The 19,817-nt window shown below is 45.0% G+C and carries 21 protein-coding genes and 1 pseudogene; 12 read left to right on the top strand and 10 right to left on the bottom strand.

All coding sequences use genetic code 11. The annotated features are described in order from the left end of the window. Positions 1-90 precede the first annotated feature (90 nt). Entirely contained in the window at positions 91-441 is a 351-nt protein-coding gene (locus H6F63_RS01010) for a type IV pilin-like G/H family protein (RefSeq protein ID WP_190634119.1), read from the bottom strand. Positions 442-534: 93 nt separating this feature from the next. Between H6F63_RS01010 and H6F63_RS01005 the strand changes: the two genes are divergently transcribed. Next, positions 535-711: a hypothetical protein gene (locus H6F63_RS01005; RefSeq protein WP_190634116.1), complete on the top strand. Its 177-nt coding sequence runs from the start codon at positions 535-537 to the stop codon at positions 709-711. Here H6F63_RS01005 and H6F63_RS01000 read toward each other — a convergent pair. Next, the gene (locus H6F63_RS01000; RefSeq protein ID WP_190634115.1) at positions 700-1,458 is read right to left on the bottom strand and encodes a type IV pilin-like G/H family protein; all 759 of its coding nucleotides are present in this window, start codon (positions 1,456-1,458) and stop codon (positions 700-702) included. The genes H6F63_RS01005 and H6F63_RS01000 overlap by 12 nt on opposite strands. Before the next feature lie 91 nt (positions 1,459-1,549). Between H6F63_RS01000 and H6F63_RS00995 the strand changes: the two genes are divergently transcribed. After that, positions 1,550-2,440, top strand: a complete 891-nt coding sequence (locus tag H6F63_RS00995) for a sugar ABC transporter permease (protein ID WP_190634113.1) — start codon at positions 1,550-1,552, stop codon at positions 2,438-2,440. 6 nt (positions 2,441-2,446) lie between these two features. Further along, positions 2,447-3,025 carry a DUF981 family protein gene (locus H6F63_RS00990; protein WP_190634111.1) on the top strand — a complete coding sequence of 193 codons (579 nt, stop codon included), beginning with the start codon at positions 2,447-2,449 and terminating at the stop codon, positions 3,023-3,025. A gap of 211 nt (positions 3,026-3,236) precedes the next feature. Here H6F63_RS00990 and H6F63_RS00985 read toward each other — a convergent pair whose 3' ends face one another. Continuing rightward, positions 3,237-5,378 carry a PAS domain S-box protein gene (locus tag H6F63_RS00985; RefSeq protein ID WP_190634109.1) on the bottom strand — a complete coding sequence of 714 codons (2,142 nt, stop codon included), beginning with the start codon at positions 5,376-5,378 and terminating at the stop codon, positions 3,237-3,239. Positions 5,379-5,491: 113 nt separating this feature from the next. On the opposite strand from H6F63_RS00985, the gene H6F63_RS00980 reads away from it, so the two are divergent. From H6F63_RS00980 to H6F63_RS00965, 4 genes are all read left to right on the top strand, one after another. After that, on the top strand, positions 5,492-6,169 hold the full coding sequence (locus H6F63_RS00980; RefSeq protein WP_190634108.1) for a response regulator transcription factor: 678 nt from the start codon (positions 5,492-5,494) through the stop codon (positions 6,167-6,169). A gap of 341 nt (positions 6,170-6,510) precedes the next feature. Continuing rightward, positions 6,511-6,894: a response regulator gene (locus H6F63_RS00975; protein WP_190634106.1), complete on the top strand. Its 384-nt coding sequence runs from the start codon at positions 6,511-6,513 to the stop codon at positions 6,892-6,894. A 105-nt stretch (positions 6,895-6,999) separates the two neighbouring features. Continuing rightward, the gene (locus H6F63_RS00970; protein ID WP_190634105.1) at positions 7,000-7,698 is read left to right on the top strand and encodes a pentapeptide repeat-containing protein; all 699 of its coding nucleotides are present in this window, start codon (positions 7,000-7,002) and stop codon (positions 7,696-7,698) included. Between the two features lie 495 nt (positions 7,699-8,193). After that, complete coding sequence (locus tag H6F63_RS00965) at positions 8,194-9,006, top strand: DVUA0089 family protein (protein WP_190634103.1); 813 nt, start codon at positions 8,194-8,196, stop codon at positions 9,004-9,006. 40 nt (positions 9,007-9,046) lie between these two features. Here H6F63_RS00965 and H6F63_RS00960 read toward each other — a convergent pair whose 3' ends face one another. Genes H6F63_RS00960 through H6F63_RS00950 form a run of 3 tightly spaced genes read right to left on the bottom strand, consistent with a single transcriptional unit; the run spans position 9,047 to position 12,780 of the window. Continuing rightward, positions 9,047-9,946, bottom strand: a complete 900-nt coding sequence (locus H6F63_RS00960) for a hypothetical protein (protein ID WP_190634101.1) — start codon at positions 9,944-9,946, stop codon at positions 9,047-9,049. A 4-nt stretch (positions 9,947-9,950) separates the two neighbouring features. Further along, positions 9,951-10,487 carry a cupredoxin domain-containing protein gene (locus H6F63_RS00955; protein WP_190634099.1) on the bottom strand — a complete coding sequence of 179 codons (537 nt, stop codon included), beginning with the start codon at positions 10,485-10,487 and terminating at the stop codon, positions 9,951-9,953. Between the two features lie 16 nt (positions 10,488-10,503). Then, positions 10,504-12,780 (bottom strand): heavy metal translocating P-type ATPase, encoded by a 2,277-nt coding sequence (locus tag H6F63_RS00950; RefSeq protein ID WP_190634098.1) that lies wholly within the window; start codon positions 12,778-12,780, stop codon positions 10,504-10,506. Positions 12,781-12,887: 107 nt separating this feature from the next. Between H6F63_RS00950 and H6F63_RS00945 the strand changes: the two genes are divergently transcribed. Then, the gene (locus tag H6F63_RS00945; RefSeq protein WP_190634096.1) at positions 12,888-13,079 is read left to right on the top strand and encodes a hypothetical protein; all 192 of its coding nucleotides are present in this window, start codon (positions 12,888-12,890) and stop codon (positions 13,077-13,079) included. A gap of 103 nt (positions 13,080-13,182) precedes the next feature. Here the strand turns inward: H6F63_RS00945 and H6F63_RS00940 are convergent, their stop codons facing one another. Next, positions 13,183-13,377, bottom strand: coding sequence for a heavy-metal-associated domain-containing protein (locus H6F63_RS00940; protein ID WP_190634094.1), 195 nt, complete (start codon positions 13,375-13,377; stop codon positions 13,183-13,185). Positions 13,378-13,443: 66 nt separating this feature from the next. Here H6F63_RS00940 and H6F63_RS00935 point away from each other — a divergent pair, with 66 nt between their 5' ends. Next, positions 13,444-14,310, top strand: coding sequence for a branched-chain amino acid ABC transporter permease (locus H6F63_RS00935; RefSeq protein ID WP_190634093.1), 867 nt, complete (start codon positions 13,444-13,446; stop codon positions 14,308-14,310). Positions 14,311-14,430: 120 nt separating this feature from the next. Here H6F63_RS00935 and H6F63_RS00930 read toward each other — a convergent pair whose 3' ends face one another. Next, entirely contained in the window at positions 14,431-14,574 is a 144-nt protein-coding gene (locus H6F63_RS00930; protein ID WP_190434446.1) for a photosystem I protein PsaX, read from the bottom strand. A gap of 144 nt (positions 14,575-14,718) precedes the next feature. Beyond that, the gene (lipA, locus tag H6F63_RS00925) at positions 14,719-15,642 is read right to left on the bottom strand and encodes a lipoyl synthase (protein ID WP_190634091.1); all 924 of its coding nucleotides are present in this window, start codon (positions 15,640-15,642) and stop codon (positions 14,719-14,721) included. A gap of 446 nt (positions 15,643-16,088) precedes the next feature. On the opposite strand from lipA, the gene H6F63_RS00920 reads away from it, so the two are divergent. From H6F63_RS00920 to H6F63_RS00910, 3 genes are all read left to right on the top strand, one after another. Continuing rightward, positions 16,089-16,700: a response regulator gene (locus tag H6F63_RS00920; RefSeq protein ID WP_190634089.1), complete on the top strand. Its 612-nt coding sequence runs from the start codon at positions 16,089-16,091 to the stop codon at positions 16,698-16,700. 147 nt (positions 16,701-16,847) lie between these two features. After that, the gene (locus tag H6F63_RS29735) at positions 16,848-17,855 is read left to right on the top strand and encodes a response regulator (protein WP_190634088.1); all 1,008 of its coding nucleotides are present in this window, start codon (positions 16,848-16,850) and stop codon (positions 17,853-17,855) included. Positions 17,856-18,209: 354 nt separating this feature from the next. After that, positions 18,210-18,917: a Coq4 family protein gene (locus tag H6F63_RS00910; protein ID WP_190634086.1), complete on the top strand. Its 708-nt coding sequence runs from the start codon at positions 18,210-18,212 to the stop codon at positions 18,915-18,917. A 95-nt stretch (positions 18,918-19,012) separates the two neighbouring features. Here H6F63_RS00910 and recR read toward each other — a convergent pair. Further along, positions 19,013-19,624: pseudogene (gene recR, locus H6F63_RS00905) on the bottom strand (recombination mediator RecR). Positions 19,625-19,817 lie beyond the last annotated feature (193 nt).

The raw sequence follows: 19,817 nt of genomic DNA, 5'->3' as shown, positions 1-19,817 counted from the left end.
ATCACAGATATCTGCAAAGGCTTCGACAATGGCTAATTGAGGCATCTGGTCTCAGGCTTGGGGAGATGACCTAACTACCATATCAGTCACTCAGTTAGAATGAAATAGCCCTGCCATCAGTACGCTCTGGGTAGGATCGTTTGGCGGGAAAATTATATAGCCGTAGTTTTTTGACTTTTGCAAATTGCAGAATCCCAAATGCTCAATTTTTGAGGCAAACCTACCATATTCTCGATAAAAATCTTGTTGAGCGCGGTTCAACATATCCATGATTTGTTGAGGTTCCGCCTGTCGCGCCCTTTCGGCTGGGTTTTGGACTTGGGCATTGGCAATGGCAGCAATTCCACCCAGCAGCCCAAATAATAGGCTAGAGGCGATTAATTTATTAAAGATTGGCAACCCAGCCGAAAATTTATAAAGCTTCAAGACAGTTTTGTTCATACAGTTCACCATCAGCAGATTAACAAAATTTTACAGCTCCTTCAGGTAGAATAACCCTACAGCGCTGACATTTAACGGCAACTAAACTTTTGCATGGAAAATCCACACTTAAGCGCGGCTCACTGCGGCAATATACTGTTTAGCTTCACCTTCTCGCGTCCTGTCGGTTTGGTTCGCAGCTTGAGCATTTACACTGGTAGCGATACTATTAAGCTAGGTGTGGAGTTCGGTGGTGCTGAATTGCTAATTATGCAGTCTTTAACGTTGTAGTAAATGGGAACCAGCGGGACACTGAATTTCCCCAGATGTATCCTTAGGCGGCCTTGGCATCGCAGGTGGCGTGGATGAGGGTTTATCGGTTTCGCAAATTGCCGCCCTTGTAATATTTTCACCGTTATTTTCGATAACAAATACAGCACCGGTGTAGCTATAAAGTTCGGGGCGCTTGGCTTTGGCAGTGTTCATCACGTTCTGAGTGCCATTGCCTTGAGGCACAATTTGGTAATTATAACTCTCTGTCTCCGGCTTAATCCCAATACCCAACTGCGCGATTGTTGTACCAAATTTATTATTTTCCAAGTAATACGCTTGTTGGGCGCGGTTCATCGCACCAATGTACGTTTTCCCTTCAGATTGTTTTGCCTTGGTTGCTTGATTGTTAAATGCTTCCTGAATATCAACAATTTTAGTATTGGGAGGTAAAGTAGGTGAGTCAGAAAGCTTTTGAACCGGGATTTCATAAGCAACCGAAGACTCAGAGGATGTTTCAGGCGAGAGGACAAATAATTTACCTTCTGGCGTCAATACAAATTTCACCGCCTGACTGGATGATGGATTGTTGACTTGCCATTGTCCCACCCATCGATCTGTCCCTGATTTATCTTGAGTAGCACTTAGGGAAGAAGCTGAAAGTGTATTGGTTGAATTACAGCCACTAACAGCCATTAGCCCAAGCAATATACTCAGGATTGGAAGATTTGCTAGTTTATAACGTTGCTTGAAGACGGTGTGATTCACGCGATCGCTTCCTGCCAACAGATTAACAGGATCTTACCCAATGTCCGGCTAAAATAGCCATACGCCGACTCAACTGCAAGCGAATCGTTCCATGAAATCCCCGCACTTCTCTCAAAAGCAATTGCTAGATAATGATGCGATCGCTGCCTGGATTTTCCTCGCCCCCGCCCTAATTTTACTAGGACTGTTTCTGCTGTGGCCTATCGCCTACCTGTTTTATCTCAGCTTTACCACAGGTAGTTTTACCATTGCTGGTGTTCGTTTGGTAGGTTTAAAGAACTACCTTCGCTTACTCCTCACACCCGACTTTTGGCAAGTTCTCAGCAACACCGCTTATTTCACCATTGCCACAGTTATTCCCAGTTTAATTATTCCCTTGGGTTTAGCAGTGCTGCTAAATCGTTCCTTTGCCTTGCGGGGAATTTTGCGAACTGCCTATTTTATTCCTTCTATCACAAGTCTCGTAGCCGCTGGTTTAGGCTTCCGGTGGCTGTTTCAAACGGAAGGGCCAGTCAACGCCCTGCTAGATTCTATCAATATTGAACCGATTCCCTGGCTAGGTAGCACGATTTGGGCAATGCCAGTGTTGATATTATTAAGTATCTGGAAACAGCTAGGTTTTAATATGGTGGTGTTTCTGGCAGGTTTGCAGGCAATTCCCCCCAGTCGCTATGAAGCAGCAGAACTAGATGGAGCAAATTCCTGGCAACAATTTTGGCATATCACTTTACCCGGATTGCGACCAACTCTAGTCTTTGCCACAGTCACCACAGCCATTTTTACACTGCGGAGTTTCGAGCAAGTTTATGTGATTACTGGCGGTGGGCCATTAAATACAACAAATTTATTGGTGTACTACATATACGATCAAGCATTTGCCCAATTTGATTTTGGTTATGCCGCCGCCGCCGCCACAGTGCTGCTAGCGGTGACACTGGTGTTAGTCTATCTACAGTTACGAACTTGGGGAGAGGAGGGTTAGAGTATCGTGTTTGTCAATTACATAACGCTGATGCTGATCAATATGGTAGCGGGGCTGTTTATCTTAGCTTCCTACGTGTATTGGGGACTTGGTGCCGATAATCAGAAAAGGTGGATTCCAGGCTTCGGGATGACGGGCGCGATCGCACTCGTAACTGGCTTACACATGACTTTTACATGGCCTGTTACTGGCAGCTTCAACATTGCTTATGGTGAGACATCAGTTTTGTTCGGGATTTTATTCGTAGCCGCATCAATAGCGATCGCGCAGGGTTGGGACTTACTAACAGTGGCAATGTACGCCTTCTTCGCTGGTTTGGCTGCCATTGTAATTGGGGCGCGGATCATCAACTTGAATTTGACACGACAGCCACTCCTATCCGGTATCGGCTTCATCCTGACAGGATTAGGTGGTGTCCTCGCTGCACCATCACTTTATCTGCAAACTAATCGCACCTGGCGAATGATTGGCGCAGCTGTACTGATAATAGCTGCTCTCATCTGGGCGCTTACTGGCTACATGGCATACTGGGGTCACATAGCAAACTACTCCGACTGGAAGCCGCCGATTATGCGATCGCCCTAACCTGGTGAAAGTTAAAAATAATTTTAGGTTGGGTTTCACGCCACAACCCAACCTAACCCAACTTTGCTTTTTTTATTGGTAACTATTACTAGCCCGCGAAGGTGGGCTTAGTTTGTGTAGCCGCGACTTCAGTCGTCAGGCGTTTTTTTTATTGATAACTATTATTAGCCCGCGCAGGCGGCCGTAGTTTGTGTAGCCGCGACTTCAGTCGTCAGGCGTTTGGACTCTTTGAAACATTAATATCCCAAGGAATTGCCACAGTAAACGTAGTACCAAGCCCAACTTTACTTTCTACCGCAATGCTACCACCGTGTAACTCTACACACTTTTTGACGACAGCTAAGCCTAACCCTGTCCCTGCAACATCACCCACATTTTTGCCCCGGTGGAAAGATTGATAAAGGAGTTCTTGGTCTTCCGGAGAAATCCCAATTCCCTTATCTTGAATCTGAAAAATAGCCTCTCCCGATTCATAACTAAGGATGAAATAGATATGGCTATCCTCTGGCGAATACTTGATGGCATTAGACAGCAGATTAGTAAAAATCGAGCGCAGCAGCTTTTCATCCATGCAAGCCGATTTACCTACGCATTGGCTGATAAAAAAGATATTCTGTTGAGCGCGAGTGCTGAACTCAATTTCTTCGACTAGAGACTGGCAGAAATTTTCAATATCTAAAGGTTCTGGATTGAATTCTAACTTTCCAGATTCCGCTCTGGTTAGAGTCAAAATATCTGTTAATAACTGAGTCATAGTTTTAGCAGCAGATTGAATGCGATAGAGATTTTTAAGTTTTTTCTCTTCCGACCACTCTTTGCTACTATTTTCCAATAATTGAGCTGAAATTAAAATAGTGCTTAAAGGAGTGCGGAACTCGTGAGAAGCCATTGAAAAAAAGCGTAGTTTAAGTTCGTTAATTTCTCGTTCTTTTTCCAAAGTGCGGCGAATTTCTTCCGCCTGCTTGCGCTCAGTAACATCTTGTGTTATTCCAGCCCGCCGATAAACTTCTCCCGCCGCATTTTTAATAGGGAAACAGCGATCCCAAACCCAGCGAACTGAACCATCAGGTCGCACAATCCGATACTCAATATCAAATTCTTTTTTGGCGTTCTGCTCAAGGTTAGCAATTACCCGATCTCGATCTTCTTGATGTACGGCATCTATAAAAGATTTAGGATTTGCATATAAATTCTCGCGGGTACGTCCCCAGATTTGTTCATAAACAGGATTAACATATAAAACTTCATGCATTTCATCATCGCTCATCCAAAAAATTTCATGGATATTTTCAGCAATTTGGCGAAACTTTTCCTCGCTCGCTTGTAACGCCTCCCGTGCTTGCTTTTCCTGAGTGATGTCACGAGCTAACACCAGCCTTGCTTGTCGCCCCGCAAACACTAATTCATGGGCAGTAATTTCTACATATATCGGGGTTCCATCCCGTTTCTGATGTCTCCATACTCCGGCTTGCTTAACTTTGGAAAAGTGTACCGAATTTCTGTCAAGGAGGATAGGTACATCTTCCGGGGGACGAATATCCTTAATCGTCATAGATAAAAATTCTGCCTGTGAGTACCCGTAATCATTGACCGCTGCATCATTAACAGCGAGGAAAGCTAAAGTTTCTAAATCGAAAACCCATAAAGGATAGGGATGAAGTTGAAATACTTGCCGATATCGTTGTTCGCTTTGCCGCAAAATCTCCTCTACTCGTTGCCGTTTTTTGATTTGCTGATGCAGCAACGAGTAAACTCCAAAAAGTAAACTAAAGCTAAAGCAAGAACCTGCGATTTCAATTAGCATTGTGTCTTGGAAAGTTGCTTCCGATTGCTCAGCTAGACGCTGCAATAAAAATTTCTCCTCGCCTTCCATTTTGGCAATAATTTTCCAGATTTCATCGTGCAGCATAATCCCTTTATCTGTCAGCTCTATTTGAGTTGCTGTGTCAGATTTATTCTGCTTGTACAACTCAACAGACTTTTTGATTAATGTAACTCTTTGAGCAATTAAAGGCTCGATGATATCCAGACTACGCTGATGATTGAGATTATCAGCCGTTTCCCGCCGCACCTGGTTAAATTTGGGGTTAATCTCTTGAATGGCAGTGTTGTATGTTACTAAATACAACTCTTTTCCGGTGATAATATAGCCACGTCTAGCTCTCTCAGCATCCCGCAGCGTCGTCAGTACATCCCTGATCTCTTGCAGGACTTGGTAGGTCTTCTCTACCCGTTTTTGCCTTTCAAATAGCTTGGTTGTGTTTTGATAGGAAGCTGTGCTAACAATGCTAAGAATGAGCATCGCCAACCCAAAACCACCTGCAATGATTTTTCTTTCCTGCGACCATTTCATATACAGTATTTTTTAATGCCTATAAAATTTTATGATTATTGGGCTAGTAGTCCACTCTCAGGATAGATGACAAGCGCCGAGTAAGATTACTCCCTATCTCCTCTCCGATTAATATGCGGATTCTGCTAGTTGAAGATGATGTGCGTCTGGCGGAAGCGCTGGCTGAAGCCCTTACAGACCAGCTCTATGTGGTAGATGTGGTTAAGGATGGGGAGTCGGGTTGGAGCCAAGTCAAAGCGATCGCTTACGACCTGATTTTGCTGGATGTAACACTTCCCAAGCTGGATGGGTTCAGTCTTTGCCAACGTCTACGCACACACGGCTATCATCTACCAATCCTGATGCTGACAGCACGCGACACCAGTAGCGATAAAGTCAATGGTTTAGACGCTGGAGCCGATGACTATGTAGTAAAACCGTTTGATCTGCAAGAATTATTAGCCCGTATCCGAGCTTTACTGCGTCGGGGTAGTTCTCCCTCTGCACCGACTCTAGTCTGGGGAGGCTTGCACCTCAATCCCAGCACCTATGAAGTCTCCTACCAGAATCAGCCTTTGCAATTAACTCCCAAGGAATTCAGTCTTCTGGCGCTGTTGCTCCGCAATGGTCGCCGGGTGCTAAGCCGTTCTGCGATTATAGATAGCCTTTGGTCTAGTGAAAATCCGCCGGAAGAGGATACCGTCAAGGCTCACATCAAAAGTTTGCGTCAAAAACTCCGAACTGTAGCAGCTCCCGAAGACGTGATTGAAACGGTTCACGGTTTAGGATATCGCTTAAAGCAGCTATCATAAAATATTAAGGTTTCCTAACTTTTGCTACTTGGTATTCGTAATTTGGTAATTGGGAATTCCTTAGTGGGGTTCTCATTGGTATGCAATCCTTCTGACCTCTCCCTAACCTAGAATTATTTCTCACTGAACCGTATTGCCCAGTCCCCAGTTCCCAATCCCCAATCCCAAGCTATCTTCCCGATTTCTTCCCGATTTTTGCCCAGTTTCTTCCCGATTTCTTCCCCGATTTCTCTACTTGCGTAGTGTAAATTAAAAATGCTTCAAAGCAGCTTGACCTAATTGTTGGTGTCTTGTCAGCTTGATTCACCACACTCAATCTTGGATTGAATAGAGGAAGCGAAATGGATGGAAAAGTTCTGGTTATTGAAGATGCTACAGACACTTTAACCAGCCTTCTTGACCTCATTGAATCTCAGGGTTTCCAGGCAATCGGTGCTAAAAATGGCTTAATTGGTTTGCAGTTAGCCAACGAACAGATGCCAGATTTGATTATTTCTGACATCAATATGCCGGAAATGAATGGTTATGAGGTGTTAGAAGCATTGCGTCAAAACACCAAAACTGCAAGAATTCCTTTCATTTTTTTGAGTGGTGAAGAGGGTAATGCCGCGCGGCGGCTAGGTTGGGAATTAGGTGCTGCTGATTACTTGACTAAGCCAGTCATAAACAAACAATTGATGGAAGCGATCGCAGTGCAACTGCAAAAACAGTGTATATCACATTAAATTGTCTCACTGATGATTGTCGGTTTCATCAAAAGGCTGAATAAAAATCTGCAAAATCAACCTTTAGTTTAATTAACCACCTGAAATACTGAAAAAGAAAACAATATGAATTATAAAGAAGATTTTTATAAGAATTATGCTATAGAAAAAGAATTTATTGCGGGAGAAATTAATAGAAAATCCCCTATCGAGATGGACTTGAGTGGAGCTAACTTGAGTGGAATTAACCTCAGAGGGGTTAATTTGAGTGGGGTTAAGTTAATAGGAGCAGATTTGCGGGGAGCAAATCTTAGTGAAGCTATCCTAAAGGGTGCCAATCTAAGTGGCGCAAACCTGCAAGACGCTAATCTCCGCGAAGCTGACTGCCGCGAAGCAAACCTGTATGAAGCTAATTTAATTGATGCTGATTTGACGAAGGCCAACCTGTGTGGGGCTTTCTTGTGGAAGGTGACATTGAAAGGAGCCAATCTATCGGCAACTTCTCTGTGTGAGGCAGATGTGAGCGATGCCGACCTCAGCTTTGCCAAACTAAACGAGGCATCTTTGATTGGAACTAACTTGGTTAGATCCAATCTAGCTGGAGCAGAGCTATGTGGAGCCAGGCTAGTAGAAGCTAATTTGTGTCAAGTTAACCTAACTGGTGCAGACCTCGCCTGGGCAAACTTAACTGAGGCAGACTTGAGCGGAGCAAATCTTCAAGAAGCAAATCTGACTAATGCAAGGCTTTGCAACACCATAATATCTAACACGATAAATCAGCAACGAGAGCTAGTAGTAGGAATAATGCCCAGGTCTTTCACTTAATTGTAATTACGTCGTTTATAGTTCGAGGCTAATAGCTCTTAGCCATTAGCTATAGCAGTCCTAAATGATTCGTGAATGCTAGATCCCTGACTTATCTAAGAAGTCGGGGATCTATAGTGCTGGAATCTCACAACTCAAATAGGATTGCTATATTGGGATAAACGCCAGTCTAGAGACGCGGTTTTTTCCACGAGAGCTAACCAAAACCCGGAAAGCCTGAACAACTATTTTAGGGGACAAGTCTACCTAGTAAAAGTTCAATTTTCAGGCAGATTGAACCATAGTTATATTATGTACTACAAGGTATTTAATCAAAAAATATCATTTCTGAATTCTAAAACAAATTTAATAAATAGTATGCGTACATAATTAAACAGCATCTTGATGACGGATGGTATAGAGTGTGTAAAAGCTAACTAAAATTAGCTAAAACTTACAGCCTTACTTGGAACTATTCCTAAGCTCAAATATTAAATTTTTTGAGGAGTCCAAATCATGGGTATCCCGGCTCTTTTAGGCAAAGCAAGTCTAATAACAGCTACATCAGTGGCTATTGCTACGAATGTTATTGTCGGCTGGTCAGCAACCGCACAAACCACAGGTTTTGTGAAGACTAATAATGGGCCGTTCGGAGAAAATGGATTTGTTGAAATTGGGGATGCTGGTCAACTGCTTTCTAATCCCCAAATTATTTCAGGAGGGCCAGCCACATTAGACTTTATTTCAGGAGAAATTGATAATCCTATTGATGTTGACCTGTTCAAGATATCCCTGACTGGTACAACTCCATTTTCAGCTAGGCTATACTCTTTTAGCCCTAGTTACTCCCTACTTTCTGACTTCCAGTTGTTCCTGTTCGACTCGAATGGCAAGGGGGTCATTGCCAATGATGATACCCCACTTACACCTGGTGCAACCTATCCAGAAAAAACTGTTGATAATGTTTCTGCTTTACCTCAACTGCTACCAACTTCGTTACCTGCGGGAGACTACTTCCTGGGAATTTCTTGGTTCAATAACGATCCGGTCAGCAATGAGGGACTAATTTTCCCTGATCAGCCATTCCAGGCAGTTGTTGGGCCCACGGGGCCAGGGGGTAACTCACCTCTTAGCAATTGGACAGGAGAAAGCACCACAGGCGGCAATAGTTATTTGATTTCCCTCTCAGGAGTTAAACCCGTCGCCACAGAAAAGTCCGTCCCCGAATCCAGTTCTGCATTAGGTATAGTAATGCTGGCTGCTTTAGGTGGCTATTCAGCACTAACTCGCAAGCAGAAATCACTGGCTATTAGAAATAATACCCAGTGATTTCAAAAAAACACAACCCAAGCAGTTAACCTGAAAGGGGTTAAATAACCTCAACCCAAAAGTCCGCGGTAACAACCTTGCCACCGCGATTAAATTGACCCCAAACTTTATATTTTCCTGGTTGAGGAAACTGAGTGTGGAAAGATACCTGTTCTGGGGGAGTATTGTTCATAGCGTGGGCGTGAATGTAATCTGCGGCTGTCAAATTTGGTGATTGTCGTAGAATTACTAAATGCCCTTTCTCTCCTAAGTAAGGCTGCAAATCTTTAATGGGTTGATTGTCAGCAGCATTTTGTAAATTAAACTGCAAGGTGACATCTTCACCAGCTTTTATTTTTGGCTTAGAAAAGGTAAGGTTTACTTTCGTATCGCCAAAAGTTTTAGCAGAATTTAGGTCAACAGTTGGGGCAGGTGAAGTAATTTTACCTGCCACTTGTGCTTTTAATACCGAGACTTGTTCCTTTTGTCCATTTGGTTTGTAGTCGCTAAAAAGGCTGTAATTACCAGGTTGGGGAAAACTGGCATTTACTTCAAAGCGTCCGTTCTGCTTGTAGGTGGGATGAATATGATTGAAAAACTGAAAATCGTCACTGACAACAATCAGGTGCATCAGTTTTTCTTGAAAGTTGTCAAACTTAGCGATCGCTTTCCCCGATTTGTCTTGAATATCAATGACTAGAGGAACTGGCTTATTAGGGGAAACATTGGGTGGAACCGTAAGTTTAGCCTGCACCGCCTCGGTTTTGGGCATCGAGTGGTGACTCATGTTATGCCCAGCGTGCGGGTCATCGCCAGCCATGTTATGCCCTGCATGAGGGTCAGAGTGCATCCTACTCATATCTTGATGACCCATTTTCATCACCTGGGTTATCCCAGCAGCTGCGATCACGCCCCCTATCAGCAAGCCAACAACACCGTAAATTTGGGCTTTGTTTTTCATAATTTTACTCATCTTGATTTGTTGCAACTGATGCTTTTACTTCCACCACACCTCTAGCCATATTCATCCCACAGGTAAAAGGGTACTCTCCTGGCTTTTGTGGGGTAAATTCTACTGGTGTTACTCGATCCAAGTCCAAGTCTTTAGCGATGTGGAAATCTGGTAAAATAACTTTCTCTAAGCAGCTACTTGAATCTTGGCGAAAAAAGTTGAGGCGAACAGGTTGACCTGCTTTCACTACTACCCGATCTGGAGCGTAACCGCCATCAACTTTGATTGTGAGTTCTTGAATCCCTTGGTTTGCTGTTGCCTGTTCCGCTTTAGTTTTACTTAACAAAAACCACCAAAGTTCTAACCCCATTAGCGCCAAACCGCCCAATGTAACTCCTAGTTTCACCTCAAAAGGTTGCTCAATTTGGCGAAATTGGCTAATTGGCATTGCTGTCTCATGTGGAACGGCTTTTACTGGTGCTATTGAAGCAATTGAGAGTAACAACCCTACACTGAAAAAATGACGCAGTAGCTTTTTTTGAGTAACCATTTGTCATCCCCTGTATTTAGAAATTGACTCGCGGCTGAAAGTTCCGCAAACGCAAAGCGTTGGTGACGACAGAAACAGAACTAAATGCCATCGCTGCACCAGCAATCATTGGGTTAAGTAACCAGCCAAAAATTGGGAACAAAATTCCAGCGGCGATGGGAATTCCAGCAACGTTGTAGATAAAGGCAAAAAACAAGTTTTGGCGAATATTCTGCATGGTGGCGCGACTTAAACCAATAGCAGTTACAATGCCTTGCAAGTCGCCAGAAATTAAGGTGATGTCGCTGGCTGCGATCGCTACATCGGTTCCTGTCCCAATCGCAATTCCCACATCTGCTTGTGCCAGTGCTGGCGCATCATTGATTCCATCCCCCACCATTGCCACAATGGATTTTGACTTGGGAACTTTTCCCCTCTTCTCACCCTGAAGAGATTGGATAATTGCGGCTTTTTGATCTGGACGTACTTCCGCAAAGACGCGGCTGATGCCAACTTCTTGCGCGATCGCTTCCGCAGTTTGCCGGTTATCCCCGGTGAGCATTACCACCTCTAAACCTAACTTTTGCAATGCTCTCACAGCTACTGCTGAAGATGGTTTGAGGGCATCCGCAATTGCTATTAACCCTTGCATTTCTCCATCTACGGCAATCCAAACGGCAGTTTTACCCGCAGATTCCCAAGCAGCTTTTTGTCCTTGCAAAGTTAGGGTTTCAATTCCCAATTCATCCATCCATCGCTGCGTGCCGATTTGTACCAGTCTGTCTGATACGATACCTTGGACACCGCTACCCGCGATCGCTTCAAAATTTTTCGCCTCTGGCAATGGAAACATCACTTCCTGAGACTGGGCATATTTAACAACAGCTTCAGCCAAAGGATGTTCTGAATTGCGTTCAACTGCTGCCGCCAGCCCTAGGAGTTTCAGTTCATTTTGGTTAGCAGTTCCCAACATCGTTACATAGTCTGTAACTGTGGGTTTTCCCTGCGTGAGAGTGCCAGTTTTATCTAACACAATCGTTTGAATTTTATGAGCTAGTTCCAGACTGTCAGCACCTTTAATTAAGATGCCATTTTCTGCGCCTTTTCCTGTTCCCACCATCACAGAAGTAGGCGTAGCTAAACCCAAAGCGCAGGGACAAGCAATAATTAACACGCCAACAGTGGTAATTAAAGCCATTGACAGATTGCCCGTGATGTTAAACCAGATGATGAAGGTAGCGATCGCGATCGCAATCACCACAGGCACAAACCACCCCGTCACTTGATCCGCCAATCTTTGAATCGGTGCTTTCGCACCTTGAGCTTGTTGCACCAACTTGACAATTTGCGCCAAAACTGTATCGCGCCCGACTCGCGTCGCCCGAAACTTAAAACTCCCAGTTTTATTAATCGTCGCTCCAATAACTTCATCCCCTGGCTGTTTTTTCACAGGTAGGCTTTCACCCGTCACCATCGCCTCATCAATAGTGGAAGTGCCTTCTATCACTTCCCCATCAACCGGGATTTGTTCGCCTGGACGCACCAAGATCGCATCTCCAACTTTCACCGCCTCAACGGGAACATCAATTTCCTGCCCATCCCGAATCAGACGCGCCGTTTTCGCTTGCAAACCCATCAATTTGCGAATTGCTTCCGAAGTTTGTCCCTTGGCGCGGTTTTCCAGCAGCCGTCCCAGCAAAACCAGGGTTATTACTACTACTGCTGTTTCATAATATACATCTGTACCCAGCCCCAGGACTCCCGGAAAAACAGTGACAAACAGCGAATATAAATACGCCGCACCTGTACCAAGCGCAATCAGCGTATTCATATCAGCAGCATGACGCTTTAAAGCTTTCCACGCGCCCCGGAAAAAAGACTCGCCACACCAAAACTGTACAGGTGTCGTCAACACCAGCTGCACCCAAGGATTATGCAGCCATGCTGGAATCAAGGGAACGTGTAACCCAGTCATCGCCGGGATTGAACCCACCACCAGCACAATACTAATGACTGCACCTAATATTACTTTGCGCGTCAGCTGTTGCTTTTCCTGGCGGCGACTTGCTACCTCAGTATCATCACCTCCCGTTCCCAATTCCTGAACTGGTTGGGCTGCATAACCCGCATCAGCTACAGCTTGCTGAATTTCCTCTAAACTCGTTGCTTGAGGCTCATACTTGACGGTAGCTTGTTCCATGCCAAAGTTAACGTTGCACTCCCTCACGCCTGGAACATTGCGAATCGCTTTTTCTATCGCACCAGCGCAAGCAGCACAACTCATTCCTTGTAAGTTAAGAGAGTGTGTTTCCATAACTATCTCCTGCTGTCTGATTTTAAGGTAAACCTTCTACCGCACTGGAGAGTCAAGGGGTAAGCTGGATAATCTTCCTAAAGTTAGATATTCCTAGCGAGATAACAATGAATCAGCAAACACTGAACTATCTCGAAACCTTTGAGGGGTGGCTGCTGATAGTGTTCAGCAATAGTCGCGGCTATGGCTTCCAAGTTTTTAATCCCATCGGAGAAAAAATTGGCGAAGGCAGCACTTTTAATTCTGTCGCTGCTGCTGTGCAACGGGGTCGAAAATTTATCACTGGGGCAAAACTTTGAGAAGCGATCGCATACTTGGGGATTTTCCCGCAGGTATCTGACTTATACAAACGGCAAAATCCCGCAATTGAGATGAGTTAACATCCCCGATCCAGAAAACACGCTAGGCGACGGGATATCCGGCCTTAGCGATCGCTTCCCTAACTTTCGTTTCTGGCTGTTGCGTTTCCACTTGCACCACCTTAGTTTTGGTGTTAGCCTCTACCTTTGCTTTCGGATCAATTGCGGTAACTGCCTGGGAAATCGTCTCTACACAGGCAGAACAAGCCATAGTCGGTACTTTCAGTTCTAGTGTCATGGTAAAACCAAGATTACTCTTTCAATTTCTATTATGAACTCTCCTCTTAACTGGAGAGTCAACCCAATGGACACACAAACTGCACAATTAATTGTGAATGGAATTGCCGTAGGTAGCATCATTGCACTCGCGGCAGTCGGACTAACGCTGACTTATGGTATTTTGCGACTCTCCAACTTTGCTCACGGCGATTTTATGACACTGGGAGCTTATCTCACCTGGTTAGCAAATACCAGTGGGGTAAATATCTGGCTCTCGATGATTTTGGGGGCTGGGGGAACAGTCGGAGCGATGTTACTAAGCGAACAGCTGTTGTGGAAACCAATGCGCGATCGCCGTGCCTCCTCCACCACCCTAATAATCATCTCCATTGGACTTGCCTTGTTTATCCGCAACGGCATCATCTTCATTTGGGGAGGCAGCAACCAGCGCTACAACTTGCCCGTAGCAAGCGCTATAGACATATTTGGAATCAAAGTAGCTTATTACCGAGTGCTGGTAGTAGGTATGGCGGTGCTGGCAATTTTAGTGCTGCATTTTCTGCTGCAAAACACCAAAATCGGTAAAGCGATGCGAGCTGTAGCGGATGATATTGATCTGGCTCGTGTCTCAGGGATTAACGTTGAGCGCGTAGTAATCTGGACTTGGGTAATTACCGGGATTTTTACCGCGCTGGGGGGAGCCATGTATGGGCTAATTACAGGCGTTCGTCCCAATATGGGCTGGTTTTTGATTTTGCCCATGTTTGCGTCAGTGATTCTCGGCGGAATTGGCAATCCCTACGGCGCGATCGCGGGTGCTTTAGTCATTGGTATCGCCCAAGAAGTCAGCGTTCCCTTACTTGGTTCGGAATACAAGCAAGGCGTTGCCTTGATGATTATGGTCTTGATTCTACTGTTCCGTCCCCAAGGCTTGTTCAAAGGGACAATTTAAAAAACGATAAAGGTGGCAGCGGATTTTGTAGCGGATGTGGCGGATCGATTGACTATGAGTCCCATAAATTAACCCATCCGTTACATCTGTTACCCTATCCGTTGCCACCTTTTGTATCAACTATGGGTTGATGACGTGGAAATAGATTCCAGCAACCAGGAAGTTGCCTGCTAAGAGAATGAGTAAAACGATGGTGCGGAAGGGATAGGGAGGATTACTGGTTTTGGTAAGAGAACCTTTGGGTTGCTTAGCTTGAGCTGTCATAAAGATCATCTCCTAATTTGGTACATTCTAAAGAAATACCAAAGAGCTGTCCCCATTAGCACGACTCGATAGAAATATTTTCATTTTCGCAGTTGTACTAAAAAAGGATGAAAATCTTTCTTGTTGCCCCTTTCCCCTTCTTCCCTATTCCCCCGCGTGGTAGGAACTGCGTACCAAGGGGCCAGAACGGACGTGAGCAAAGCCCATCTCGCGGGCGATCGCACCGAATTTTTCAAACTCCTCTGGTGTCCAGTATTTCTGGACTGGCAGATGTTCTAGAGAGGGGCGCAGATATTGCCCCAGAGTAATGCGATCGCATCCCGCAGCCCGCAAATCTGCCATCGCCTCAATTACTTGGGCTTCCGTTTCCCCGTGTCCCAGCATCAAACCGGATTTCGTGGCAATTGTCGGATCGAGTTCTTTAACATAACGCAGGACATCAAGCGATCGCTCGTATTGCGCCCCTCGTCGCACCCGTCCTTGAAGCGATCGCACCGTCTCAATATTGTGGTTATAACAGACAGGTTGAGCCGAAACTACCGTTGCGACTCGTTGGCGTTGTTTTTCCTCCGACTCCTTACCCCCCCAGAAATCCGGAGTCAACACCTCAATTAAGGTTTCCGGGTTCATCTGTCTTACCGCCGCCATTGTCGCCGCAAACCAACCAGCCCCCCCATCCGACAAATCATCTCTAGCTACCGAAGTCAGCACCACATAGCGCAAACCTAGCAACTGCACCGCAGTCGCCACCTTTTGCGGTTCCTCTGGATCTAAAGGCATCGGTGCGTGTCCCTTCTCCACTTGACAAAAAGCACAAGCACGGGTGCAAGTTTGCCCCATCAACAAAAAAGTTGCTGTCTTCTGGGCATAACACTCTCCCCGGTTCGGACAGCGCCCCTCCTCACAAATCGTGTGGATTTGTCGCTGCTTAATAATTCGTTGCACCGTTGAGATTTCGCTAGCTTTCCCAATGGGGCGGCGCAACCAAGACGGTAGTGTCTCAATTTCTGACCGCCACTCATGCACATTAGACTGGGTTACATTATCCGTTTCGGTAGGCAGATCCATGAATCTTCCGGTGGGCTAACAGCCAAAGTGAGCATCCACATGATACAAATCTTAAAGCATTTAACTCTAACTCTTGTTCTACATTGATTTTTTGCCCTTTCAGACCAGACCAGATTAATCTAGAATTTAGGCACTCAGCTGGCTTTTTGGCTTAATGTCGAGATGGTAAAACGTTGAGGATGTCAAGCAAAAAACTGTATCCCTGCACGTCACCCGCTCAGGAATTACCTACTATAGCGGTAGCGTTAGTTTACCGCGATCGCGTATACAACTTCATAGGTCTGTAGCTCTAACACCCAGGCGCTACACATTGCAAATCATCCTGATGCGTATGAACGCTATGCCGGTTTTTGAAGCGAGTCGCTTTTTTCTAACTCTAGAGCAAGCAGCAGTCGTCTCAAACTAAGCGTAGTTTTTTTTAAAAATCCCCTCTAAGGAGTTCGGTCGTGGCAAGTCACAAAATCCTGGTTATTGATGACAGTAGAGTGATTAGAAATACAGTACGCGATATGTTACCGCCGGGTAACTTTGAGATTTTAGAAGCAAAAGACGGTCTGGAAGGCATGAATCTGATCCACCAGGCACATCCCAACTTGATTATGTTGGATTTTTTGTTGCCTAAAATGAGCGGCTGGGAAGTATTTCAGCAGGTTCAAAACAAGCCTGAACTTCAGAAGATTCCTCTAGTTTTGATGTCCGGTCGTAAAGAAGAAGTGACCGAGAAAATTTCGGAACCCTTCGAGTATTTTGAATTTATCCCCAAGCCGTTTGATCAAAAGCAACTGATTGCCGCCATCAAATCAGCTATGCGTAAAGCTAGCCTCCGCCCCGCGGTAGCGCCGTCCCCGCAGCCAGTAGTAAAAGAAATAGTTCCCCCAGACTCATCTACTGGCACCGCTGAAATTCAGCAGCTAAATGCCAGAATTGCCAAAATGCAAGCTGAGATTGACACCTTGAAAAAACAGATGGCTCAGATGGCAGCGGTACCCGCTGAAGTTGACGGCTTGAAGAAAAAGCTAGCTCAAATTATGGCTTTCATCCAACAAAAGCTGAAGTAGCAGTTACTATTTAGGCAATACGTCTTGCCCGTGAGATATCCCAATTCATCTCTGGCTAAACTAACTTATATTGGGGGCAGTCTTACGGTTGAGCAAAACAACATAAGACCATTTAATGCCCTCAGTCACAACTTCTAGTAGTCAGTTATGCCAAGTAACAAAGTCCTGGTTATCGATGACAGTCCCACAAGCCAAAGTGCAGTCAGAGAAATATTACCCAAAAGCAATTTTGAAGTTTTAGAAGCAAAAGATACTCAAGAAGGACTCAATTTAATCCGCCAAGAACGCCCGAATTTAATCGTGCTGAATTTCCTAGCATCCAAACAAAGTGGCTGGGAAGTTTTTCAACAGATTCAAGTTTCCCCGGAACTCCAGAAAATCCCCTTGGTGTTAATGTCAGGGCGCAAAGAAGAAGTTACACAGAAAATTCCGGAACCGTTTGAGTATTTTGAATTTGTGGAAAAGCCGCTTCAGCAAAAGACGCTGATTCAGGCGATGAAATCTGCAATGGCAAAAGCAAAATTGCCTCGAAGGCAAACTGCTTCCCCGCCTGCCCAAAAAGCTCCAGCGAGTGCGGCAACTCAAAAAATCCTGATAATTGATGATGCCAAAGTCATTCGGAGTCAAATTCCAGAAATGTTGCCTCAGGGCAAATTTGAAGTTTTAGAAGCAAAAGATGGCGAAGAAGGACTCAATTTAATTCGGCAAGACAGTCCAAACTTGATACTGTTGGATTGGATAATGCCTCGCTTGGGCGGTTGGGAAGTTTTTCAGCAACTGCAATCTCAGCCTGAATTACAGACAATTCCTTTAGTGGTAATGTCTGGACGTAAAGAAGAGGTGAAAGAGAAACTTTCAGAACCTTTTGAGTATTTTGAATTTCTGGAAAAGCCCTTTAATAACAAGCAATTAACTGATGCCATCAAGTCAGCAATGGCTAAAGCCAGACGAGTGCGACCCAGCGTTGGAACGGCTTCTTCCCAGACAGCAGTAGTCGCTGACTCAAGTGCAGGCGTTCAACTTCACGTTTTAAATGAAAAAATTGCCACCATGCAGGCTGAGATTAATGGATTGAAGCAACAAGTAGCTGAGATTCCTGGGTTGAAGAAACAATTGGCTCAGCTTATGGCTTTCGTCAAGCAGAAGTTGCATTAAAAGCAGCAATTTATTTGATTTGTAGAGATGTTGCATACGTCTCTACAAATCAAATAAATTGCAAAAAACACAAGGGGCTAGTAGGTTGGGTTCAACGATAGTGAAACCCAACCACTTCCTAAGTCAATCCAAAATCATCAAACTTTCGGAAACTCCAACCTCCGCAAAATCCTGGCATCCAAAATCGATTGACTAGATGTTGGGTTTCGTACCTCAACCCAACCTACTAGCACTCAACCTACGTTATTAAGGCTTTCACAATTCAAAATCCTTGCATCCAAAATAGTATAGGAGGGGGATGCCACTAACAAAAAACTACGGCTAAGATTGAGCAAAGATTATAGGATGAATTGTATGTTGTCACGAGAACGGCGACGCTTAAACCTTGATTTTTTTTCTACTTTGAAAGGCGTTGTTTCTCTACTCAAAGATCCCAACCAAACGGACTCGGTTTACGATATCGAAGATGGACTGCGGCACACAGATGCTACTAAGCTGGCACTGGATTATGTAAAATTTAACCCTGATGTAGAGCGGATCATCCAAGAGCGTTACGTTGCTCCAACTCCAGACCTGGAGGCGCTGCTAAAATGTCCCGAAGGTTCTCTGGGATATGAGTATGCCTCTCACATGAAGGAGGCAGGTTTCGATCCAGAATTTTACCGCAAGATAAAAGTTGAGGATGATATCAGCTACCTTCTTTTCCGCATCCGGCAGACTCATGATATTTGGCATATAGTTACAGGTTTTAGCACTGACGTAGCCGGAGAACTGGGTTTACAGGCATTCTATGTGGCTCAGACACGCAGAACTATGTCAGTGGTACTAACAGCCGGAGGGTTATTGAGTACGCTGATCAAGTCTCCAGAACATTTGAACAGGGTGTTAGACCATATTTCTCAGGGATATAGGATGGGGATGAATGCAAAACCTTTCCTGGCTCAGAAGTGGGAGAAAAACTGGGATAAGCCTTTGTCTGAGTGGAGGGCTGAATTAGGGATTGGGCAGAATTTGCCTAGTTTCCAGGCTGAGACTGGGAACGTGAACACAGGTGCCTCTTAATAAAGCTTCAAAGTAAGAAGGGAGCCTTACTAAGAGTGCGTTTCCTTCTTTGAAGGGGTGGAGCAATATTGTCCACCCCTTTATGAGAATTACAACTAATCCAGCTCTCGCCTTCCTTCCAAGGCTCGTGCTAACGTCACCTCATCGGCGTACTCTAAATCTCCACCCATTGGTAAACCAAAGGCAATCCGGGTTACTCGCGTAAATGGTTTTAGCAGCTGACCGACATACAGCGTCGTTGTCTCACCTTCTACACTCGGACTAATTGCCAGAATCACTTCTTTAATTTTTTGCTGACTGACTCGCCGCACCAGTGGTTGGATATGCAGCTGGTCGGGGCCAATGCCATCCATTGGGGAAATGACACCTCCCAAAATGTGATACTTACCCCGATACTCGCGGGTTTTTTCCAGCGCTATCACATCGCGGGAATCTTCTACCACACAAAGAGTGGTGTTGTCGCGGTTGGAATTGCGGCAAATCTCACAGACAGGTTCAGCTGAGAGGTGAAAGCACACCTTACATAAACCAACTTGCTTTTTCGCCTCAATTAAAGCTTGAGCTAGTGCTTCTACTTCTTCGGGCGATCGCTTTAAAATATGTAGGGCTAATCGTTGAGCCGTTTTGGGGCCAACTCCAGGCAAACGTTGTAGTTGCTCGATCAGACGAGCTAAGGGTCGCGTATACGTTGTCTATTCTCCTAGTATGTATTTGTCTATAACTATGATGGCATTCCTGTAGGCAGTAGGTGAAGCAACGCCAGCCTACTTTGGATAACTTTACCAAAAAAAAAGCGCCCCTCTTGGAGCGCTTTTTTAGCTAGAAAAACTAGCGATTAACCATTGATGCTAGGAGCAACCAGAGCAACTGGGGTGGACTCACCTGCTGCCAAGTCGAGAG

Source organism: Trichocoleus sp. FACHB-40, from assembly GCF_014695915.1.
GTDB classification, from domain to species: domain Bacteria; phylum Cyanobacteriota; class Cyanobacteriia; order Cyanobacteriales; family FACHB-T130; genus Funiculus; species Funiculus sociatus.
The sequence above is the reverse complement of the archived record's forward strand: the minus strand, read 5'-3'. Positions and strand labels throughout refer to the sequence as shown.